Origin of the sequence: Endozoicomonas euniceicola, assembly GCF_025562755.1 — a bacterium.
GTDB classification, from domain to species: Bacteria; Pseudomonadota; Gammaproteobacteria; order Pseudomonadales; family Endozoicomonadaceae; genus Endozoicomonas_A; species Endozoicomonas_A euniceicola.
Window position 1 is genome coordinate 548,043 of the sequence record NZ_CP103300.1, and the last position, 18,767, is coordinate 566,809.

At 48.6% G+C, this 18,767-nt stretch carries 14 protein-coding genes; 3 read left to right on the forward strand and 11 right to left on the reverse strand.

Annotated elements, in window-relative coordinates; translation table 11 throughout:
- Nucleotides 1-58: 58 nt before the first annotated feature.
- The 7 genes from NX720_RS01995 to NX720_RS02025 form a co-directional block, all read right to left on the reverse strand.
- Nucleotides 59-2,428, reverse strand: coding sequence for an efflux RND transporter permease subunit (locus NX720_RS01995; RefSeq protein WP_262599050.1), 2,370 nt, complete (start codon nt 2,426-2,428; stop codon nt 59-61).
- Nucleotides 2,412-3,449 (reverse strand): WD40/YVTN/BNR-like repeat-containing protein, encoded by a 1,038-nt coding sequence (locus NX720_RS02000; RefSeq protein ID WP_262599052.1) that lies wholly within the window; start codon nt 3,447-3,449, stop codon nt 2,412-2,414. The genes NX720_RS01995 and NX720_RS02000 overlap by 17 nt, the downstream gene beginning before the upstream one ends.
- 20 nt (nt 3,450-3,469) lie before the next feature.
- Entirely contained in the window at nt 3,470-4,843 is a 1,374-nt protein-coding gene (locus NX720_RS02005; RefSeq protein WP_262599053.1) for a DUF1329 domain-containing protein, read from the reverse strand.
- Between the two features lie 24 nt (nt 4,844-4,867).
- Entirely contained in the window at nt 4,868-6,802 is a 1,935-nt protein-coding gene (locus NX720_RS02010) for a DUF1302 domain-containing protein (RefSeq protein WP_262599054.1), read from the reverse strand.
- A gap of 181 nt (nt 6,803-6,983) precedes the next feature.
- Nucleotides 6,984-9,626 carry an aminopeptidase N gene (pepN, locus tag NX720_RS02015; RefSeq protein WP_318654082.1) on the reverse strand — a complete coding sequence of 881 codons (2,643 nt, stop codon included), beginning with the start codon at nt 9,624-9,626 and terminating at the stop codon, nt 6,984-6,986.
- Nucleotides 9,627-9,647: 21 nt separating this feature from the next.
- Complete coding sequence (locus NX720_RS02020) at nt 9,648-10,526, reverse strand: DUF2797 domain-containing protein (RefSeq protein WP_262599056.1); 879 nt, start codon at nt 10,524-10,526, stop codon at nt 9,648-9,650.
- Nucleotides 10,527-10,534: 8 nt separating this feature from the next.
- On the reverse strand, nt 10,535-10,801 hold the full coding sequence (locus tag NX720_RS02025; RefSeq protein ID WP_262599058.1) for a YeaC family protein: 267 nt from the start codon (nt 10,799-10,801) through the stop codon (nt 10,535-10,537).
- A 90-nt stretch (nt 10,802-10,891) separates the two neighbouring features.
- Between NX720_RS02025 and NX720_RS02030 the strand changes: the two genes are divergently transcribed.
- The 3 genes from NX720_RS02030 (at nt 10,892) to NX720_RS02040 (ending at nt 15,747) form a co-directional block, all read left to right on the forward strand.
- The gene (locus tag NX720_RS02030; protein WP_262599059.1) at nt 10,892-12,679 is read left to right on the forward strand and encodes a trans-sulfuration enzyme family protein; all 1,788 of its coding nucleotides are present in this window, start codon (nt 10,892-10,894) and stop codon (nt 12,677-12,679) included.
- 223 nt (nt 12,680-12,902) lie between these two features.
- Nucleotides 12,903-14,228 (forward strand): hypothetical protein, encoded by a 1,326-nt coding sequence (locus NX720_RS02035; protein WP_262599061.1) that lies wholly within the window; start codon nt 12,903-12,905, stop codon nt 14,226-14,228.
- Between the two features lie 238 nt (nt 14,229-14,466).
- A complete protein-coding gene (locus NX720_RS02040) occupies nt 14,467-15,747 on the forward strand; it encodes a C2H2-type zinc finger protein (RefSeq protein ID WP_262599064.1) in 1,281 nt (426 codons plus the stop codon).
- A 92-nt stretch (nt 15,748-15,839) separates the two neighbouring features.
- Here NX720_RS02040 and NX720_RS02045 read toward each other — a convergent pair whose 3' ends face one another.
- From NX720_RS02045 to NX720_RS02060, 4 genes are all read right to left on the reverse strand, one after another.
- Nucleotides 15,840-16,100, reverse strand: a complete 261-nt coding sequence (locus NX720_RS02045) for a hypothetical protein (protein ID WP_262599066.1) — start codon at nt 16,098-16,100, stop codon at nt 15,840-15,842.
- Between the two features lie 227 nt (nt 16,101-16,327).
- The gene (locus NX720_RS02050) at nt 16,328-16,873 is read right to left on the reverse strand and encodes a hypothetical protein (RefSeq protein WP_262599068.1); all 546 of its coding nucleotides are present in this window, start codon (nt 16,871-16,873) and stop codon (nt 16,328-16,330) included.
- 67 nt (nt 16,874-16,940) lie between these two features.
- Nucleotides 16,941-17,810 (reverse strand): rhomboid family intramembrane serine protease, encoded by an 870-nt coding sequence (locus NX720_RS02055; protein WP_262599069.1) that lies wholly within the window; start codon nt 17,808-17,810, stop codon nt 16,941-16,943.
- 60 nt (nt 17,811-17,870) lie between these two features.
- Nucleotides 17,871-18,764, reverse strand: a complete 894-nt coding sequence (locus NX720_RS02060; protein WP_262599070.1) for an NAD(+) kinase — start codon at nt 18,762-18,764, stop codon at nt 17,871-17,873.
- Nucleotides 18,765-18,767: the final 3 nt, after the last annotated feature.

Here is an 18,767-nt window from a genome sequence, read left to right on the forward strand (position 1 = left end):
TTCATAACGAAAAGCCTTGCAATTTCGCAAGGCTTTTCAAGATTGATATACAGTCGAGCTAGATAGCAGAACCTGCCAGTTTACTCTCTCTATCACTGGCTTCCGTTTTTTTCACATACCGCTCCGGCTTGAGCAGAAACCGGGCGAGCGCAGGTAGCAGCCAGATCGCCCCAATCATGTTCCAGATAAACATAAAGGTCAGCAGAATCCCCATATCTGCCTGAAACTTTAGCGGTGAGAATATCCAGGTTCCGACACCAATAGCGAGCGTGATACCCGTGAATGTCACCGCCTTCCCCGTAGTCTGCAGGGTCTTATGATATGCCTCCTGCAAAGGCAGACCCTGTTTTAGAAAACGCTCCAGGCGACTGTATATATAAATGCCATAATCCACACCAATACCTACTCCCAGCGCGATCACCGGCAACGTAGCTACCTTGACTCCAATCCCCAAAAAAGACATCAGTCCCTGACACAGAACCGAAGTCAACCCCAGAGGAATCACAATACAAAAGACTGCGCGCATAGAACGGAAAGTCAGCAGGCACAGGATACTGACGACAAGGTACACCCACATCAGCATCTGATTCTGAGCCTGAGAAATAACTTCATTGGTGGCAGCTTCAATGCCTGAATTACCACTGGCCAGAACAAACTGCACATGTTCATTATTATTCTCATCAGCAAACGCTTTGGTTTCAGCCACTACCCCGGACAATGTATCGGCTTTATGATCATCCAGATAGAGAATCACCGGCACCATGGAACAGTCACTATTATAAAGCCCTCTAAGAGAAGACACCGAACTGTTAAGGACATACGGGTTGCGAGACAGTGTCTGCCATTTGAGACTTCCCTCGTTCAACCCTTTAACCACCTGCTTGGAAGCCGTCACCATCGACAATGCCTGTTGTACGCCTGGCAAATTTTCCATACGCCACATATAGCGGTCTATTGCTTCCATCACCGGATAGGTTGAACACTGTTCAACCCCGGTTTCCACCATAACCACAAACAAGTCGGCACTGGTCGAATAATTAGACGTCAAAAACAGATTATCCTGGTTATAGCGGGAGCCTGGATGAAATTCCGGCGCTCCGGGATCAAGATCACCTATTTTAAGGTCTTCTGCCTGATATAGCCCCCAGCCAAATCCCAATAGAGCAATGATGACAGAAACCGGCACAACCCCGGGATGGGCAAAGTTCGATAACAGGTTCCAAACTCCACCTTCATTATGCTGGCGCTCCCGGAGACGATGGATGGACTTCGAGCCAGTCCCAGCGTAAGACATAAGCACCGGCAAAAGCACCAGGTTGGTCATAATGATGGCAGCAACGCCGATACTGGCCGCCAGGGCAAGATCCTGAATAACCTGTATTTCAATAATCAATAAGGTAAGGAAACCAATGGCATCGGATGCCAGCGCCACCATACCCGGAATATAGAGACTCCGGAATGCACGACGGGCGGCAGTCGGCTTATCAGCCCCCGCTGCGGCTTCCACACCGATGCTGTTGATGATCTGAACACCGTGACTGACAGCAATGGCAAACACCAGAAACGGTACTAGCAGGGAGTACAGGTCAAGGCCAAAGCCAAATGTGGTCAGCAGCCCCATCTGCCAGACGACGGCTACCAGAGAAGTGATTAATGGAATAAATGTGCTGCGCAAACAGCGAGAATACAGAAACAGCAACAATGCCGTAATGACAATGGCGAACATAAAGAACAGTACAATAGACTGAACACCTTCAAACAGATCGCCAAAAATTTTGGCAGTACCAACAATATGGATATTGACGCCCAATTCCATATATTTACTGCGTAACTGCTCCAGCTGTTCTGACAGTGTCTTGTAATCCAGACGCTCACCGGTTTCCGGATTCGTTTCAAATAACGGCAGGCTGACAATACTCGACCTGAAGTCGTTTGCCACCAGCTGACCTACCTGACCGGAACGCAGAATATTAGTACGCAATTCATCCAGGCTGGCCTGTGAACCACCATAGCTTTGTGGAATAACCGAACCGCCAGAGAAGCCTTCTTCTGTCACCTCGATCCAGCGAACATTCGGGGACCAGAGAGATTTCAATTTGGGACGATCGACACCTTCAAGATAAAATACTTCGTCGTTTATCTGGCGCAGAATATCCATATAGTCTGCTGAGAAAATATCCCCTTCCCTGGCTGCCACAGCAATACGCACCGTGTTGCCACCACCTGTACCATCACGGTGCTTGAACATATTTTGAATATAGGGGTGCTGCATAGGCACCATTTTTTCAAAGCTGGCGTCCACCCTTAGTCCGGTGACCATTTTCCAGGTCAGGAATAAAGTGACCAGAACAAAGAATACGCATACCTTGATCCGGTTGTGGAAGATCATTCGTTCCGAGGTTAACCCAACACTATTGGTTCTTTTCATTAATTCTCTTAACGCCCCCCTGCCCAACGACAACAATGGCACCATCTGAAGCTTCAGCCAATGCCGACAGAGGCATTCGGTCTTCACGGTGGGTGATTTGCCAGCGGCCAGTCAGGCCCGAAAGAACCGTGCCGGAAGTACCCACCAGAAAGCTACTACCGTCATCCAGCAACAGAGACCCAAACAGAGAGTTTTCAGTCCCTGAAGCCAGTGCCAGCCATGATTTCCCATGATTCTGGCTGCGGAAGACATTACCTCTCAGTCCATGAATAATCACTTCATCTCCGCTGGCGCTGACACCGAACAGGGAGCCTTCATAGGGACCGGTCAATGTATTCCAGGTTTCACCCGCATCAGCGGAGTGATACAGAATGCCTGCCTCACCGGCAAGGTACAGGTTATTGAGCCCATCGCTGGCAATACCGTTGTAATGAAACTCATCTTCGTTGTTGATACTGTCGCGGATATCGGTCCATGTTTTACCACCGTCGTCGGTACTCAATATCGTGCCATAAGCGCCTACCGCAAGCCCACGCTGTTCACTCCGGAACCAGACATCCAACAGGGGTGCCTGCATTTCGATATTCCGGTAAACCCGTTGCCAGTTTTCTCCGGCATCTTCTGATTTCAGGATCAGGTTGTCATGGCCAACGGCATAGCCCACGCTTCTGGAGGGGAAAGTCACCGCTGTAAGCATCTGAATCGTTGGCACCCGGGACTGCTGCCAGGAACGCCCATCATCATCAGAAAACAATACATGTCCCCGGTCGCCTACAACAACCAACCGTTGACTATCCGGCAGGCGGGTAATATCCAGTAGCAGCGACGTGGAGGCCTTGCCGGATATAACGGCATAGCGTTCTTTAATGACCGTGTCTGAAGCCTGGCCATCGACAGGTAAACCACCACTAAACAACACGACAATGACAAGGAATAAAGCGCCAGGAAATCCTGAGAGGCATCGGGCCAGCCTCCAGACACAAAACAGTCTTAGCACCAGCAGGCTGGAGAGTCTGGTCATGTTAGTCCCCTTCTGTCTTATCAACGTCGTCCACGTCGACGCAGAGCAGAAGGTTTGAAGTCTTTCAAATCCGGTATTGGCTTGTTAAAACTGACATACTGAGGTTCTTCATTCGCCAACCCCTGGGCATGGTAACGCCGGGAACGAAGGTCATGAAAAACATCCAGTCCGGTCCATACCGTTGGCCGATCATAAAAATTGATCAGATAAGCCATGCTGATACGCCATAACTCCCCTCGCCCGTCATACTGATCCACCACTGCCGCACCCCAGCTGTCTTCATCCAGGTATAACACCCGTTTGGAATAGATGTGACGTTTGCCAGGTTTCAGGGTGCCTTCTACCACCCAGACACGGTGGAGTTCATAGCGGGTATACTCGGGATTGACATGCCCGACCATTAACAGGTCATCATACTTTACATCAGGGCTAACCAGTCGGTAATTGTGATAAGGGATATAGATTTCCTTCTTGCCCAGCAGCTTCCATTCATAACGGTCTGGTGCGCCGTTATACATATCGGTATCGTCTGCGGTGCGCAAACCCTCTGATGCCGCAATAGGGGTATCGTAAGAGAGGTTGGGTGCCCTGCGTACCCGCCGCTGTCCGGCATTGTAGCTCCACGCCTGACGCGGTTGTTTAACCTGGTCAAGGGTTTCATGAACCAGCACAGCCCCACCAGCCAACCGGGCTGGTGAGCGTGCAAATGAAAGATAATAGAAAATAACATTGTCCAGACTCTCTTCAGACCCTCCGGGCAGATTATAATTTACCAGAGCCTCCTGCTGGGAAGTCGACAAAGAATAAGCCCCATTACGCTGGACAGGCGCCTCTGAGGAACGTCGTACGACATACTCCCCACGATAGCGCACTATATGATTCCACAGAGCCTCCAGTCCGTTCTGTGGAACAGGGAATGGATAGGCATCATAAGCACCGGAAAAACCATTGCCCTCAGGTAACAACTGCGCTTTAGTCGCCGCCTTGCGGGTATTATTGTAAATCCGGACAGGCTGTCTGGCGGTACGACGGGTTTTATACACCGGTATTTTGAACGTTTCCGGATAAGTCTCCATCAGAGCCAACTGACCTGCGGTCAGTTTCTTCCTGTACTGTTCGACATTCTTCGCAGTGATGGTAAAAAGCGGCTTGTCGTCTGGAAACGGGTTCAGATAATGGCTGCCCGGTTTAAAGTCTTTTGGTATTTGTATGTCTTTAATGCCGCCGTTCCACGCCGGAATCGTACCTTCTTTGTTTCCTGCCTTCTCGGCACCAATGGGAGTAAGATCCTTGCCCAGGCGCTGTGCTTCAAACTCTGGTACTGCCGCCCTGAGCTGGCAGCTGGCAGTGATCACCAGGGCGCTGACAAAAAAGGCAATGTTTTTATTATTCATTATTGAATACCTGTAATCCGTCGCTTAAAAATAATATTTCACATTAAAAGCAACATTGTCCCTGTCGTGTAGAGAGTTGGTTCGTTCAGAGCCAAAGAAAGTGGTATAGGCAAGACCTGCTTCTATTGTATTCATGTACAGACCATTTAAAGCCATGGTTACCGCCTTGCGACCTTCCAGAAAGTTGCCGGTCAGTCTGGAATTACCGTGGACATCGTGCCTGAAGGTTATTACCGGATTCAGGTTGATACCAGCCATTACATCATTTAACTCGCCGGAAAGCACAGCGGTATAACCCCAGCTGAATTTATCGAGGCGATCACTGGCTAAGGGATTCTCGTCTTTAAATGCTTCTCCCCATGGGCCTGAAGCTGTCGATACATAGTTGTCATAATCATCCAGCCCCTGAATCAACTCAAAGGCAGGTTCGAGAATACCGTATAAGCCATCAAGTCCAACCAAGGGGCCGAAGTTACGAATGAACACCAGAGAGCCTGTCCAGAGTTTAACTTCCTCATAATTCTTATAGGGATCACTGTTCAGGCAGTACTGTTTTTTTGAATCAGCCGGGGAGATATCGTCAAAACATCCCTGCGCCGGGTTCTGAACCGAATCCAGAATACCGCGCAAATTGCCCTCAATGCCATTAATCAGATTGTTGGGGTGATCAATCCACATGGGAGTATCAGGGCGATAAGCCAGTTCCCCACTAATGGATGTACCTCCTAAAGCGGTATTGAAGCTGATGCCATACATATGGATGTCTTCCGGATAGACACGTGTAGCAATGACGCTGTTCGAAAGCACATGCAAACCTGCCAATGTACTTCCGAGAGTTGATGTAGGATCGAGCCCGGCACGCTGAACGGCAGTCAAAGCCTTCAAGCCAGCGTTTTCAGAAAGCTCAGCCTCAATAAAAGGATTATGTGAGTTATATTTAACAAAATAAAAACCAAATTCTGTATCATTCATCTCCTCAGCAAAGTACTTGAAGTTCAAGCCCCATTGACCATCGTCATCTGCATCTTTTGAAGCCGAAGTATCCGCGACAACCAGATAGTCTCCATGAGTATTTATTCCTATGGCATCACCATAAGCGTCAAGAGCAGGCTTAACAGCATCAGGAATCTGGTTATACCCCTTCGTCCCACCATCAGTGAACAGATCATTGGTACTGAAAAAAGTCCCCCGTCCCGGAGTTACCGAGCTCTCCCACTCAAACTGGTAATAGGCGGCCATGGACAGGTTATCAGTCACTCCCAGCCGGAAAGACAGGGCATGTTGCGGAATCAGCAGGTCTTTCACTTCCGACCCTGGCAAGGCAAAGGAAGCGCCATCCATTGCATTAACGGTATTAATGCCATCACGATAAAAAATCCCTTCTCCCCAGTTGATCACCTGTTTACCAAAACGTACATCCAGAGGCATATCCCCCATATCCCAGGCACCGTAAATATAGGCATCCTGAATTTTGGCATCATGTCCCTGCCCGTCCAGCACATCGTTTGACCAGTCATCAGCGTAGGGATAGGTATTGGTCTGATCGGGCGAGCGCCCCCGGTTGGCATCTGACCAGTGGTTGTGACGGTCCATCATGTGAGTGTCGTAAAAGGCGGTGCCACGGATAAACAAACCATACTGATCTTCCCAGTCCACTTCCAGGTCAGCGGAGATTCTGAACACCTGCGACACTACCCCGGTATCATAGGCCCGGTTGCCATCGTTAGTGTTGACATCATCATGGTTGGGGGTTGAGCTGCCTTTGTAATGTTTCATATCCTGTCCCTGTACCCGCCACAGGGTTCCATAGGACAAAGTGGTATCCAGAGCACCGGCCATGGAGCCAGAATCATCGGAAAATTCAAGGGAATAAGAAGGAAAGGCGAATAACAATCCAGCTAGCGAAAAGCCAGCCTGAACCGGGGCTATGCGCAAAGCCGGTGAGCGTTCGGGCATCATAATATGCTGACTCCCTGTCGTGTGTATTTGTTTTTATTATCAGGTGTTGGACAGCTATCTCTTTTGTTTACAGCTACATCACATCCCGAGTCAGGCGGTACGGAGAAAAATCCTTTAACTCCGTACCAACCACAGAGTCCAATATTTACTCAGCAAATGCAAGTAGCTGACAAACAGCCACTTACAGGCTCTTGTTCACCACCTCATACACATCAGTGGAAAGGTCATGCACCGCCTTGATCCGCTGCAGGGCTTTTTTCATTAAGCCACTGGCCACCGGTTCAAATTTCTTCCAGCGCGTCAAAGGCATCATGACACGGGAAGCCACCTGGGGATTCTGTTTATCCAGCTCTATCACCCGGTCGGCAAGAAATTCATAACCAGCGCCACCAGTCGTATGGAACCGGGCCATATTGCCAGTAAAGCCACCAATCAGCGAACGCAGCTTGTTGGGACTGGTTGGGTCAAAACTGTCATGCTGCATCAACGCCTGAACCTTTTCTACGGTTCCCAGTTCGGCACTGCCTGACTGCACCGCAAACCAGCCGTCCATGACATTGGCGTCGTCTTTATAACGGTCATAAAAATCGGTCAACACCTGTTCAACCAGGTGTTCATCACGATGACGTGCATCCACAATACAACCCAGGGCAGCCCGCCGGTCTGTCATATTAGAGGCACCGTTATACTGCGCTGCCATCCGTTGTAAGCTTTCCGCATCATCCAACGCAGCCAGATAACCGAGGCAGACATTCTTCAGAGTTCGTTCCGCAATATCAGCAGCTTCGGGGCAATAGTCCCGTTCGTGGCTCAACTGGTTATACAACGCCAGCAATGCCGCTGAGTGCGTTTCAGCAATAGCCTGCTTCACCTTTTTGCGGGCAGCGACAATCGCCAGAGGCTTAATCACCTCAGCCTGCTCTGCCAGACTGGCTTCAGTAGGCAGGCAGAGCATTTCTGCCTTCACAGCATGTTCCAGTTTCGGATCCGCAATCAAGACACCGAAGGCATCCAGCAGCTGCGAGTCAACGGCCTGCTCCGCTTGCTCATCAAACCGTTCAACCAGCTGTTCAATCGCCATAACCCCCAGGCGCTGGCAGGCATCCCACCGGTTAAAACTGTCAGTGTCGTGTTTCATCAGGAACACCAGGTCGTCTTTGCTGTAGTCATAGCGAACACGTACCGGTGCCGAGAAGTTACGCAGCAGTGACGGCAGAGGCTTACTCTTGCAACCTTTGAAAACAAAGGTTTCTTCTGACTGTTTAATGGACAGAACCTGCTCTTTGTCGCCTTCTGCATTCAGTGGCAACAGCTGACCCTGTTCATCCAGCAGTGCCAGACCCAGGGGAATATGGAACGGTTTCTTGTGTTCCTGTCCCGGCGTCGCAGGACAACTCTGGGCGATGGTCAGATGATAATCCCCCGTCTCCGCCTCATAACGGTCTGTCACGGTAACCACTGGCGTACCGGACTGGCTGTACCAGTTCCGGAACTGGGTCAGGTCAACACCGGAAGCGTCTTCCATGGCTTTAACAAAGTCTTCACAGGTAGCCGCTTCGCCATCGTGACGATCAAAGTACAGGTCGGTGCCTTTGCGGAACTTATCCGCTCCAAGCAGGGTATGAATCATCCGCACCACTTCACAGCCTTTTTCATAAACCGTCAGGGTGTAGAAGTTGGAAATCTCAATAAACGACTCTGGACGAATCGGGTGTGCCATAGGCCCGGCATCTTCCGCAAACTGGGCAGTACGCAGCACAGAAGCATCCTGAATCCGCTTTACGCCACGGGAGTTCATGTCAGCAGAGAACTCCGCGTCACGGAACACCGTAAAGCCTTCTTTCAAACTCAGCTGGAACCAGTCCCGACAGGTCACCCGGTTACCGGACCAGTTATGGAAATATTCATGGGCGACAATGGCTTCAATCTTCTGGTATGTGGCATCGGTGGCGGTTTCCGGGCTTGCCAGTACGCACGACGAATTGAAGATATTCAGCCCCTTGTTTTCCATGGCACCCATATTAAAGTGATCCACGGCCACGATCATAAAGATATCCAGATCGTATTCACGACCATAGACGTCTTCATCCCATTTCATGGACTTTTTCAGGGAGATCATGGCGTGATCGCACTTATGAATATTGTGGGACTCGGTGAAGAGTCGCAGTGTCACTTCCCTGCCATTCATGGTGGTGAAATGGTCTTCAACATACTCCAGATCACCCGCCACCAGCGCAAACAGATAGCTCGGCTTTTTAAACGGGTCTTCCCAGGTGACATAATGACGGTCGTTATCCAGCTCCCCCCGGTCAATCGCATTACCGTTTGCCAGCAGTACCGGATAACGCGCCTGACTGGCTATAACCTTGGTGGTAAACACCGACATAACATCAGGGCGATCCAGATAATAAGTAATCTTGCGGAAACCTTCGGCCTCGCACTGGGTACAGAACATACCGTTGGATTTGTACAAACCTTCCAGCGACGTATTTTCCTGAGGACGAATACGGGTCACTATCTGCAACTGAAAACGTGGCTGTTCAACAGGCAGTGTCAGGCTGCCTTTTACCAGCTGGTACCGATCGTTTTCCAGCTCCTCTCCATCCCTGTGCAGGCTGACCAGATCCAGATCTTCACCATGAAGCGTCAACGCAGGCAAAGCTTCGCCACAGTTAACAGCCTCATTCAGGCGCATCTGTAAAACCGCAGTGACCAGAGTGTGATCCTCATGCAGGTCAAAGGTCAGATGGGTGGTATCAATCCAGTAATCAGGTGCCTGATAATCTTTCAAATAAATAGTACTGGGTTGTGCGTCTTTCATCATTTACTCCTGATTTATGGTGTTTTATGCGCAATGCGTGAAACTGACCTTATACGACGTATGCTTGCGGATATTCAACACACCGGTATCCAGTATCAGGTACTGCCCTTTAATACCCTGTAACACACCTTCTATTGTGGGTGTCTTATCAAACGACAGTGAGCTGATTTTTGAGGGGTAGTGCTCAACCGGGTAGAGAATATCAATCATCGTTGGGGCTGCAACCGGCTGAATCGCCTGAATGCCAAACTGTTCCTGCAAAGCGGTGATGCGGGAACGGTTCATATCCATCAGTTCCCGGGCAGAGGTCGCCAGATCCAGAGGTTCGGCAGAGCCTTTCAACATGGTTCGCCAGTTAGTACGGTCGGCAACAAACTCCTTGAACAGACTTTCCAGCAAACCAGACTGTTGACGGGTAGCCACCCGCATAAACGCCATGGCCTGGGTGGCTCCCTGGTCAATCCAGCGGGTTGGCATCTGCGATGCCCGGGTAATGCCCACTTTCAGGCCGGAAGAGTTTGCCAGATAGACCACATGGTCAGTCATACAGAACTGCTCCCCCCACCGGGCATCCCGACAGGTTCCCTGATGATAATGGCACTTTTCCGGACTCATAATGCAGATATCGCACTGGGGCAGTTTTTTAAAACAGGGATAACAGTAACCCTGACTGAAACTCTTTTTCGTTTTGCGACCACAGTGACAGCAGTTGATCTCACCCTGATAGTCCAGAACAATTTTGCGGCCAATCAGGTCGTTCATCGTGATCAGATCATCACCAACCGGCAACTGATAAACGACAGTTCCCTGCAATTCAGACACCATTTTCCGAAGGTTTCCGGCCATTGCCTGATTTGTCTCTATTACTTTCTCTGCCACTATCGGGCTCTCTCTTAAATCCATAGAGCTGCTCAGGTATCCCTGAATCGCAGGATACTGGCAGGCTCGTCCTCTGCTTGCGCCGGTGCCTGACGGCTTTTGCAACTGACCGGCATATAACCAGTACGCTGCTCTTCGGGCAGATGCTCAAACTCCCAGGCAATCAATGCCTGAAGGCTGGCCTCGCGTTCCTGTTCGGACAGCCTTCTGCCATCAGGCCAGCATCCTAACTCAACCGACTGCTTCAATACCTGATAAAGATCAGGATTCATTATTTCAATAAAGTCCTTTAACCGCATATTGACCTCTTATTATTACCCTTGCCTTGTCAGAAAGACTGATTGATGCAAAGCTGACTCTGTAATCATGGCAACCATCAAGGGGCTCCAATGGCAACAAACCCTTCTGTTATGCAACGATCTGCTTTGCAAACTTCGTCTTTAAAAATACTGTCGCCGATTCGAAATTCAACCGAGTGCCAGGATGCACCCGAACTGGCAAAAGAACAGTTACTGCACTTTGGCATAAAGCCCGGCTCAGAGTACGGTCAGGCACTGCTGAAGGCAACCACTCATCTTTATCAAACCTTTGGTGAGCTCAATCAGGTTGAGGCGCTGAACAATACCCTCGACAGTTTGCCACAAACTGACCGCATCAGTTACTTCAACGCTAAAAAATTCCTCTGCTTCCAGCTGGCCAAGTTGATTGATACCCTGCAACCCAGCCTCAGAGCCAGCTATCAGGCTTTGAATATGGATATCAGTAGCCGGGCCGTCAAAGGTGACTACCCGCTATTTGCCAATGTCGGCGCACTGTTTTCCGCCACCCCGGCCATTGTTCGCACCGCTACTTATTTATACGCTTGTACCGAGTGGGTGGAAGACGCTTTTAAAGGCCTGGAAAGCTCTCACCCGATATACTCCCGCCTGCTGAACCCGACCTCTATTTCGCTGGCCAATACCATTGTCGCACTGGAAGCAGGGAAGTATGCCGCAGATTACATGGCGTGGAATTTCAACAGCGGCATGGCTGCCATTGATGGCCTGCTCGGCAACCAGTTGCGCCATGGCGATATTCTGCTGGCGTCCCGCAATGTCTATGGCGGCACTTTTCAGCTCATCAAGGATTTTTACGCACGAACTGACCGTCTGGATATTCAGCTGGAATGGTTTGACGGTTACACCGGTGATGAATTTGCAGAGCGCATGGAAGCCGTTCGCCGCCAGCACCAGAAAGCGCTTAACGAGGGCAAGCGCCTGTTTGTTTATCTGGAATCACCCTGCAACCCACACGGTTATGTGCTGGATGTTCCGGAAATATGCCGTATCAGCCACCAGCATAATCACCTGGTTATGCTCGATTCAACACTGGCAACACCGTTCCTGAGCCGCCCCCTGCGCCATCCGGACAAAACCTGTCGTCCGGACTGGGTCATTCACAGCTATACCAAGGACATTTCCGGCGGGGGCTCCACCACGGCTGGCGGGGTGATTGGCGAGTCTTTCCGGATGTTCCTTCCCAAAGGTCAACAGCATAATGGCATTAACTGGGATCAGACCCTGTTCTGGGATGTGTACTACATCAAAGGCGCTTTCCTGGACGCCGACAAAGCCGTTGAGGTGATCAGTGGCATTAAAACCCTGGAAAACCGGATGCTGAACAAGTGCATCAACACACTGGTGTTTTCCGAGTTCCTCTACAGTCATCCGATGATCAATGTGAACAGCCACGGCCTGAGAGATCATCCAAACCGGGAGCTGTGTGAAAAGAACCTGTATCTGGGTCTGCCCAGTGCGCTGTTCAGCATTGATATGGAACAGGCCAACCTGCCAAGAGAGGCTTTTGTTCGCTTCTTCGACGCCCTGGAGCCCGTATTCGGACATATGGTCAGTCTTGGGCAGAGCAATACGCTGGTACTCTGCCCGGCCCTGACCTCCCACTCAGAGCTGGATGAACAGGCCCAGAGTGAGGCAAAAATTCACCTGACCACCATCCGTATTGCCATGGGCGATGAAAACCCCAGAGACCTGATCAACCATTTCAGGGATTGTGCAAAGCTGCATATTGATCCAGTGTCAGCGGGTTTTTCCGATGCGTTTATGGCCGGTGAAAAGGTGGAGGAGCTGATCAGAAATGTTCACCTGTCGGTGCATGAACAACATTTGAAGCATCAGTGATCCACAGTTCATACTCCCAAAAGTTTCAGGGGGCGACGCCTTCGGCGCAGCCCCCTGAAAAAATTATGGTAGAGATGAAAGTCTCATATTGACTGTTGAATAAATTCGTATCGCTGACGCAGGTTTGACAATTGCTGGTCAGGCTGCTGAATTTATTGCAAGAAGATGACAGTCAGTATGGAACTTTAATGCAATAAAGCTTAAATGTTACAAGCATATCCAAATGAGAAGAGTTATGAAGTTTATATATAACAGTTTTCTTGTTTTTATCCTCTTGCTTTTTGTGCAATCTTCTTTCGGCGCAGGTGATGACTCATCAGAAGACAAAGGATCAATCTTTGTTGTTAACGACAACTCAATTGGTTTGACTGCAACCTACAAAGAATTTTTTAATGCTGAAAACACGAATACCCTCATTTTTTTAAGGAAGCACTATAACCAGATTCCCTGGCAGCTTTGGGATATTATTTCGACTTCTTTCAAAGCCCTCTTTGTTCTCAATCTCCCTTACCTGTATGGTTACACTGCCGGATTTATAGCTGGCAAGGTTCATTCCCACCACCCTGATTCTCATATACCTGCCAGGTTAAAGTCATCAGTCACTGTAATAAACACAATTGGTAATATAATAGCGCTCTCTGCTTTATCAATGATCGCAATTGAAGCATATAAAGACATATTTGGAGATAATCAGGCTACCATAGAAAAAAAAATGGCCTGTGATACGCATCATGAGCGAAGCGGGGTTATGCCAGTTTACCCTCAGAACCCCTGGCTGGGTCGCCACTTTTATCAAAAGATTCTGTTTTCCAGAGGTCAAGGGCCGAAACTGGAAATAAATCGCTTGATAAGCCATGGCGGTCTATCTGACAACGAAGCATTGAACGACATTTCAGAATGGAGCGATCTGTACGACACTCTTTCGTGGCATCAAATAGATAAACTTGTGATAGAGCCTGATGAAAACAGCTTGAAACTGAGTTTTGAATATAACGCCATCCCTCGAAATGCTCTGCTCGTTATTGACAGTCCAGATATGAATGTTACTGCATGGGACATAGATATAAGAAAATACTGTTCTACTTTCTCAACTGACGGTGTTTACAGTGTTTTTCATAAAAATACTCTTAAAGCGATAACCAGTGCAATTAGACAGGCTGTCAGCTTTAACAATAGTGTGGCCTATTTATCTCTCAAAAAAAGCAATGTAACAAGGAGTGGTGCGGGTGCTGCAGTTGTCCGTCTGGATGATGACGCCCGTTCATCATGGGTTGTTTATTCTGATCGTGATTTTCATATAAAAACTTCAGGCTATTTTCTCATTGCTGAACCAGAGCAGAAAGCGCAAAAATTATTTGACATGGCGCTTTATATGAAGCCGAATTCTATTTCAAAGCTAAAAACTTCTCAGACAGTCTGGCAACCGGAAGAGATCGACAAATGGATTGCATTAACAACAGTAACAATAATACTTTGCTTAAGGGATCTAGCAATTGAGAAACTCACAACTTACATACCAACTGAGTACAAGATAATTAAACGGTTTTAATTCTACCCATGAACCCCGGGGGTTATAGAGGCACAGAAAATTGATGTATCTGCCATTAAACAATAAACAAAAACCTATCTTGAAACAGATTTTAACTACCCTCACAAAATGGAAGACCCTTAAAAAAATTGTACTGTCATGGAGCATACTGCCTGTTATTTACACAGGTTTGGTTAATTCCTCGGACGGTAGTTACGGGTCTGGAGTCAGTCTGCCAGCGCCCATATGGCTATTGCCGATGGCAAGATTTTTCAGTGAATACCCAGCCATAGAACCCAGGGGGCAGGTCACAACCCGTTCTCTCTCAAGAACTTGTTACTCTGCTGACAATACTTCCTGCCAACTGCGGATTGACACCAAATCCGATGCGCTATTGGCGTTCAGTATTGAAGGTCCTGTGATACCCCCCGCCCCGCTGAATGGTGACCTTGTACTGAATAAGGAAGAGTTAGAAGATTTTTACACTTCGAGGGAGGTTAAAGAGATTATTAAAAAACTGTCTGAACAAAAACAGCGGGCAGATAATATCAAAAGGGAAGCAGGGCAACGCTGTCAGCAGCAGCGGTCGACACTCACGCCCTTGCACATCCGGTGGCAATGTAACGATAAGGATGAATCACCGGATTATTGCAGTGTCTATTTTGGAACCCACAAGGAGGCTAAAGAAGACTACGATGAAGTTGAGCTGCTACAGCCTTTTGAGGAAGATACCGCAGAAGAAGATCAAAGTCAGGTTGATGACCTGCACGATTCGCCGGAATTGAAAGTCCCGGAGGTGATATCCAACAACACTATTGTCTGTAAATTCCCCGATATGGGCTGTCATCCGATACCGGCAAATCCAAATACTCCCTGGTATAGCTCCCCATCGGAAAACTCTGATGACGATGAATCTGAGGATGATGAACCTGAGGCTGGCAAGGGTAGTCCAGACGAAGGTTCTGGCAATACACAGCAAGGTGTTAATCAGTGCCATAAACACCTACTCTGCTCTGGACAGCCCTGCAGGTTTAAGGTAGTTGTTGCCCCTGCTGAAAGCACCGAGCCAAATATGGAACCTCCTGCCAAAAGTGTAAAAATCAAACTCTCTAATGAGTCCCAAAATGAATGGTGTGATTCTACCACTTCTCAAAGTACAAACAGGCAGACAGTAAACACTGAGTTTCTCTGTAGTGAATGTAGTCCACCTCGTAACTTTCGTAACCAAAATTCCCTGTCTTCTCACACAAGTCAATGTCACACCGGAGAGAAAACCTGCCCTTATTGCCAGAAGACCCTGCCAAACGCGCAAACCCTGTACAGTCACAAAAGAAAAGAGCACACCGGAAAGCAAACCTGCCCTTATTGCCAGAAGACCCTGCCAAACGCGAAAGCCCTGTCGGATCACAAAATAAAAGAGCACACCGGAAAGCAAACCTGCCTTTATTGCGGGAAGACCCTGCCAAACACGAAAGCCCTGTCGGATCACAAAAGAATACATCGAAAGCGAAAGCCTAATGATGTAGGCCAGAGTGACTGATCTCTGTTATCACAAGTTCGCAGAAGGTAAAGAGCGATTAGCACAGCTTGCAGTGGTGGGAAAAATCAAATGAAAACTTGTCAGGTGGCGTGTTACTTGCCGGCGAGGTTGTTGACGATCTGGATCAGGAGTTCTTCAAATGTGTTAAAGCGTTTGTTGTTCTCCTTTTTTTGATCCTGAAATTTTTGATCCTGAAGTTCTTTTTCCAGTTTGCGAAACTTCTCGCATTGTTCATTCAGGATAAGGCAAACAACTCCATGAGTGGCTTCGAGAATTTTGTTATTTTCATGCAACGCATGATCTGGCTGGTCAACTTTATGTTCCAGCGCAGTTACTCTGGCCTCAAGGTTCATACTACATACTTTTCTTGTTTGTTGTAGGGAACTTGAGCACAGCAGAGAATAGGGAAAAGACACCTAACAAGGCATTAGGGGCGCAGCATTCAATAACTTACCGGGCTGTTGGCTTTTGGCTATTAGCTGCTCATACAGCCAACCGCCAACAGCCAACAGCCAACAGCCAACAGCCAACAGCGGTATATTATGTTCTGCTGCTTCCCTTATGCGGAAAACCATGCAACTTAATGAGAATCAGCATTCATTAAAGCCGCATGCAGTACTTTCCAGAAAGCCACAATCGCAGAAATCATATTAAATACAGTTGCACTTGCTATAAATTCGTCTTTTAACAGTGTGTAACTGTGGTCAATGCCTTCATTGACGTCTTTTTTTGCTACACAGATACAATCCACCTCTTTCAGAGGTTCTTCTATGCCATCGCTTTCTTTGCAATAGGGTGGCATTAATTTTTTCATTAATCCTTCTGGATCCCTGTCTGCGTGCAGTTCAATACAATTACCTGTTATATAACCCTTGCAGTCGCTACCACGCGAAAGACACAAATCCTGGCACATTTCAACCATCTTCTGAAAATTCTGATAATGTAGAATTCGCTCCTGATAATCGGTCAAAAAGAAAGCACCTTCCGGATTAGGTGCTGTACCATCAAAGTGTCCCTGAGAATTGTTTTCAGGAACTCTGACCTGATACATTGCGTAGCAGTGGTCATTGCTATATAAAACGCCAGCCTTTATAAAAAAAAGAATAAATACAATTAATCTTGCCATGTCTTTGCATAATGAAAGTAATCAGTAGATATTCTGGCTGCTTTATGAAAATTTTCCACATAAAAAATCAGCTTTCAGGCTTGCGTAAAAACACCCCCGCCAACGCACCAGTCAACAAGCCCGACACTAGCCCGCCGGAATGCGCAGCATTGGCCATGTTACCAAAACCAATAGCGCCCAGAATGCCGGTGTAGCCAATCGCCAGCCACACCAGCATAAAGCCATAAATGGCTGGAGGCACACCAAAACGACAACGCGGGTCAATCTTCTCGCGAGCCAGACAATAGCCAAGAAAGCCATAAATCACGCCAGAAAAACCACCGAATATCGCTGTGTCTCCACCAAACACAAACTGGGCAAAGTTAGACAGAAGCCCGGTAAAGATGACAAGACCAAATAGATGCAACCCACCCTGACGAAACTCAATACGTCGCCCCAGATCAAACAGCCAGAGCATATTAAACGACAGGTGAATAATGCCAAAGTGCAGGAATATCGGACTGAGCAGGCGCCAGTATTCACCGGATTCCAGTGTCTGGGCAAGGCTGGCAAAATAGGCGTATTGCCCGGTAACCTTGATTTTGACAAAAGTGAAATGGCTGACCATGCCAATATTTTCACCCAGCTGGGTGAAAACGGCTATCACCAGGCAGGCTGCCAGAAACAGCATCGTCACCGGAAAACGTCGCCAGGGAATGCTTTTAATAATACCTTCTACATTAACGCCCCTTCGGGCAGGTGCCTGTTCCAGTTGCAGCAGACCGGCTTCCCAGTCACTGTAAACCTGTTTGACAACCTCGCCCTGCTCTTCACTGGCTGTCCAGATAACCTGCTGACCAGCTTCTTCAGTGATTTTGTGAGGCACCCCCTGCCGGTATAAAAAATACGACAGCGGACTTAAATCTTTATGTCCTGGTATCACCAGAGCCCTGTACATAATCTTCTCTTGCCTGTTAATAAAAAAGCCCACTGAAGACAATGGGCTGTAACTGACTCTTTACTCTTCATCAACCGTTATTTCATGGGGATGCCAGCGCAGCTTGGAACGGCAGCCTTCATAAAAGTCATGGTTAACCGGGTGCAGCAGTTTCAGAGGCTCCGGTTTTTTCCTGATGGAAATAATGTCGCCCGGCTGCAGATTAATCTCCACCTGCCCATCACAACTGACCACTGGATGAATCGTATTATCGGGGTGAACCACCAACTGCATCTCACTGTTACCGTCCACCACCAGTGGGCGGTTGGTCAGCATGTGTGGGTACATAGGTACCAGTACGATAGCATCAAGCTTGGGGTGCATGATGGGACCACCACCAGATAACGCATAAGCTGTTGACCCGGTGGGAGTGGCAATAATCAGCCCGTCTGAACGCTGTCGGTAGACAAACTGGTTATCAATAGACAACTCAAACTCAATAATCCGGGTTGATTGCCCCGGATGCAGCACCACATCGTTCAAAGCATCAGCCTTACCAATGGTCTTGCCATTACGGATAACACAGGCATCCAGAAGAAAACGTTCAACCAGACGGTGTTTTCCCTGCAATACCTCGTCAAGCTGAGACTCCAGCTCGTCGGGCAGAATGTCCGTCAGAAAACCCAGTCGCCCAAGGTTTACCCCAAGCAGTGGCACACCGTGAGGGACCATGTCCCTGGCAGCACCCAGCAGGCTGCCATCGCCACCGACCACAATCACCAGATCACAACGCGGCCCCATTTCAGCCCGGACGCATGTCTGGCAGGTATGTCCGGGTAACAGATAGGCGATAGACTCGTCCAGCAGGACTTCAATGCCACGTTGCTGCAAAAAGTCGGTCAGGCGTTGCAGGGTCTTTTCTATATGAGATCGTCCCTGACGGCCGGTTACCCCGATACGCTTGAATGGTTCCATAGG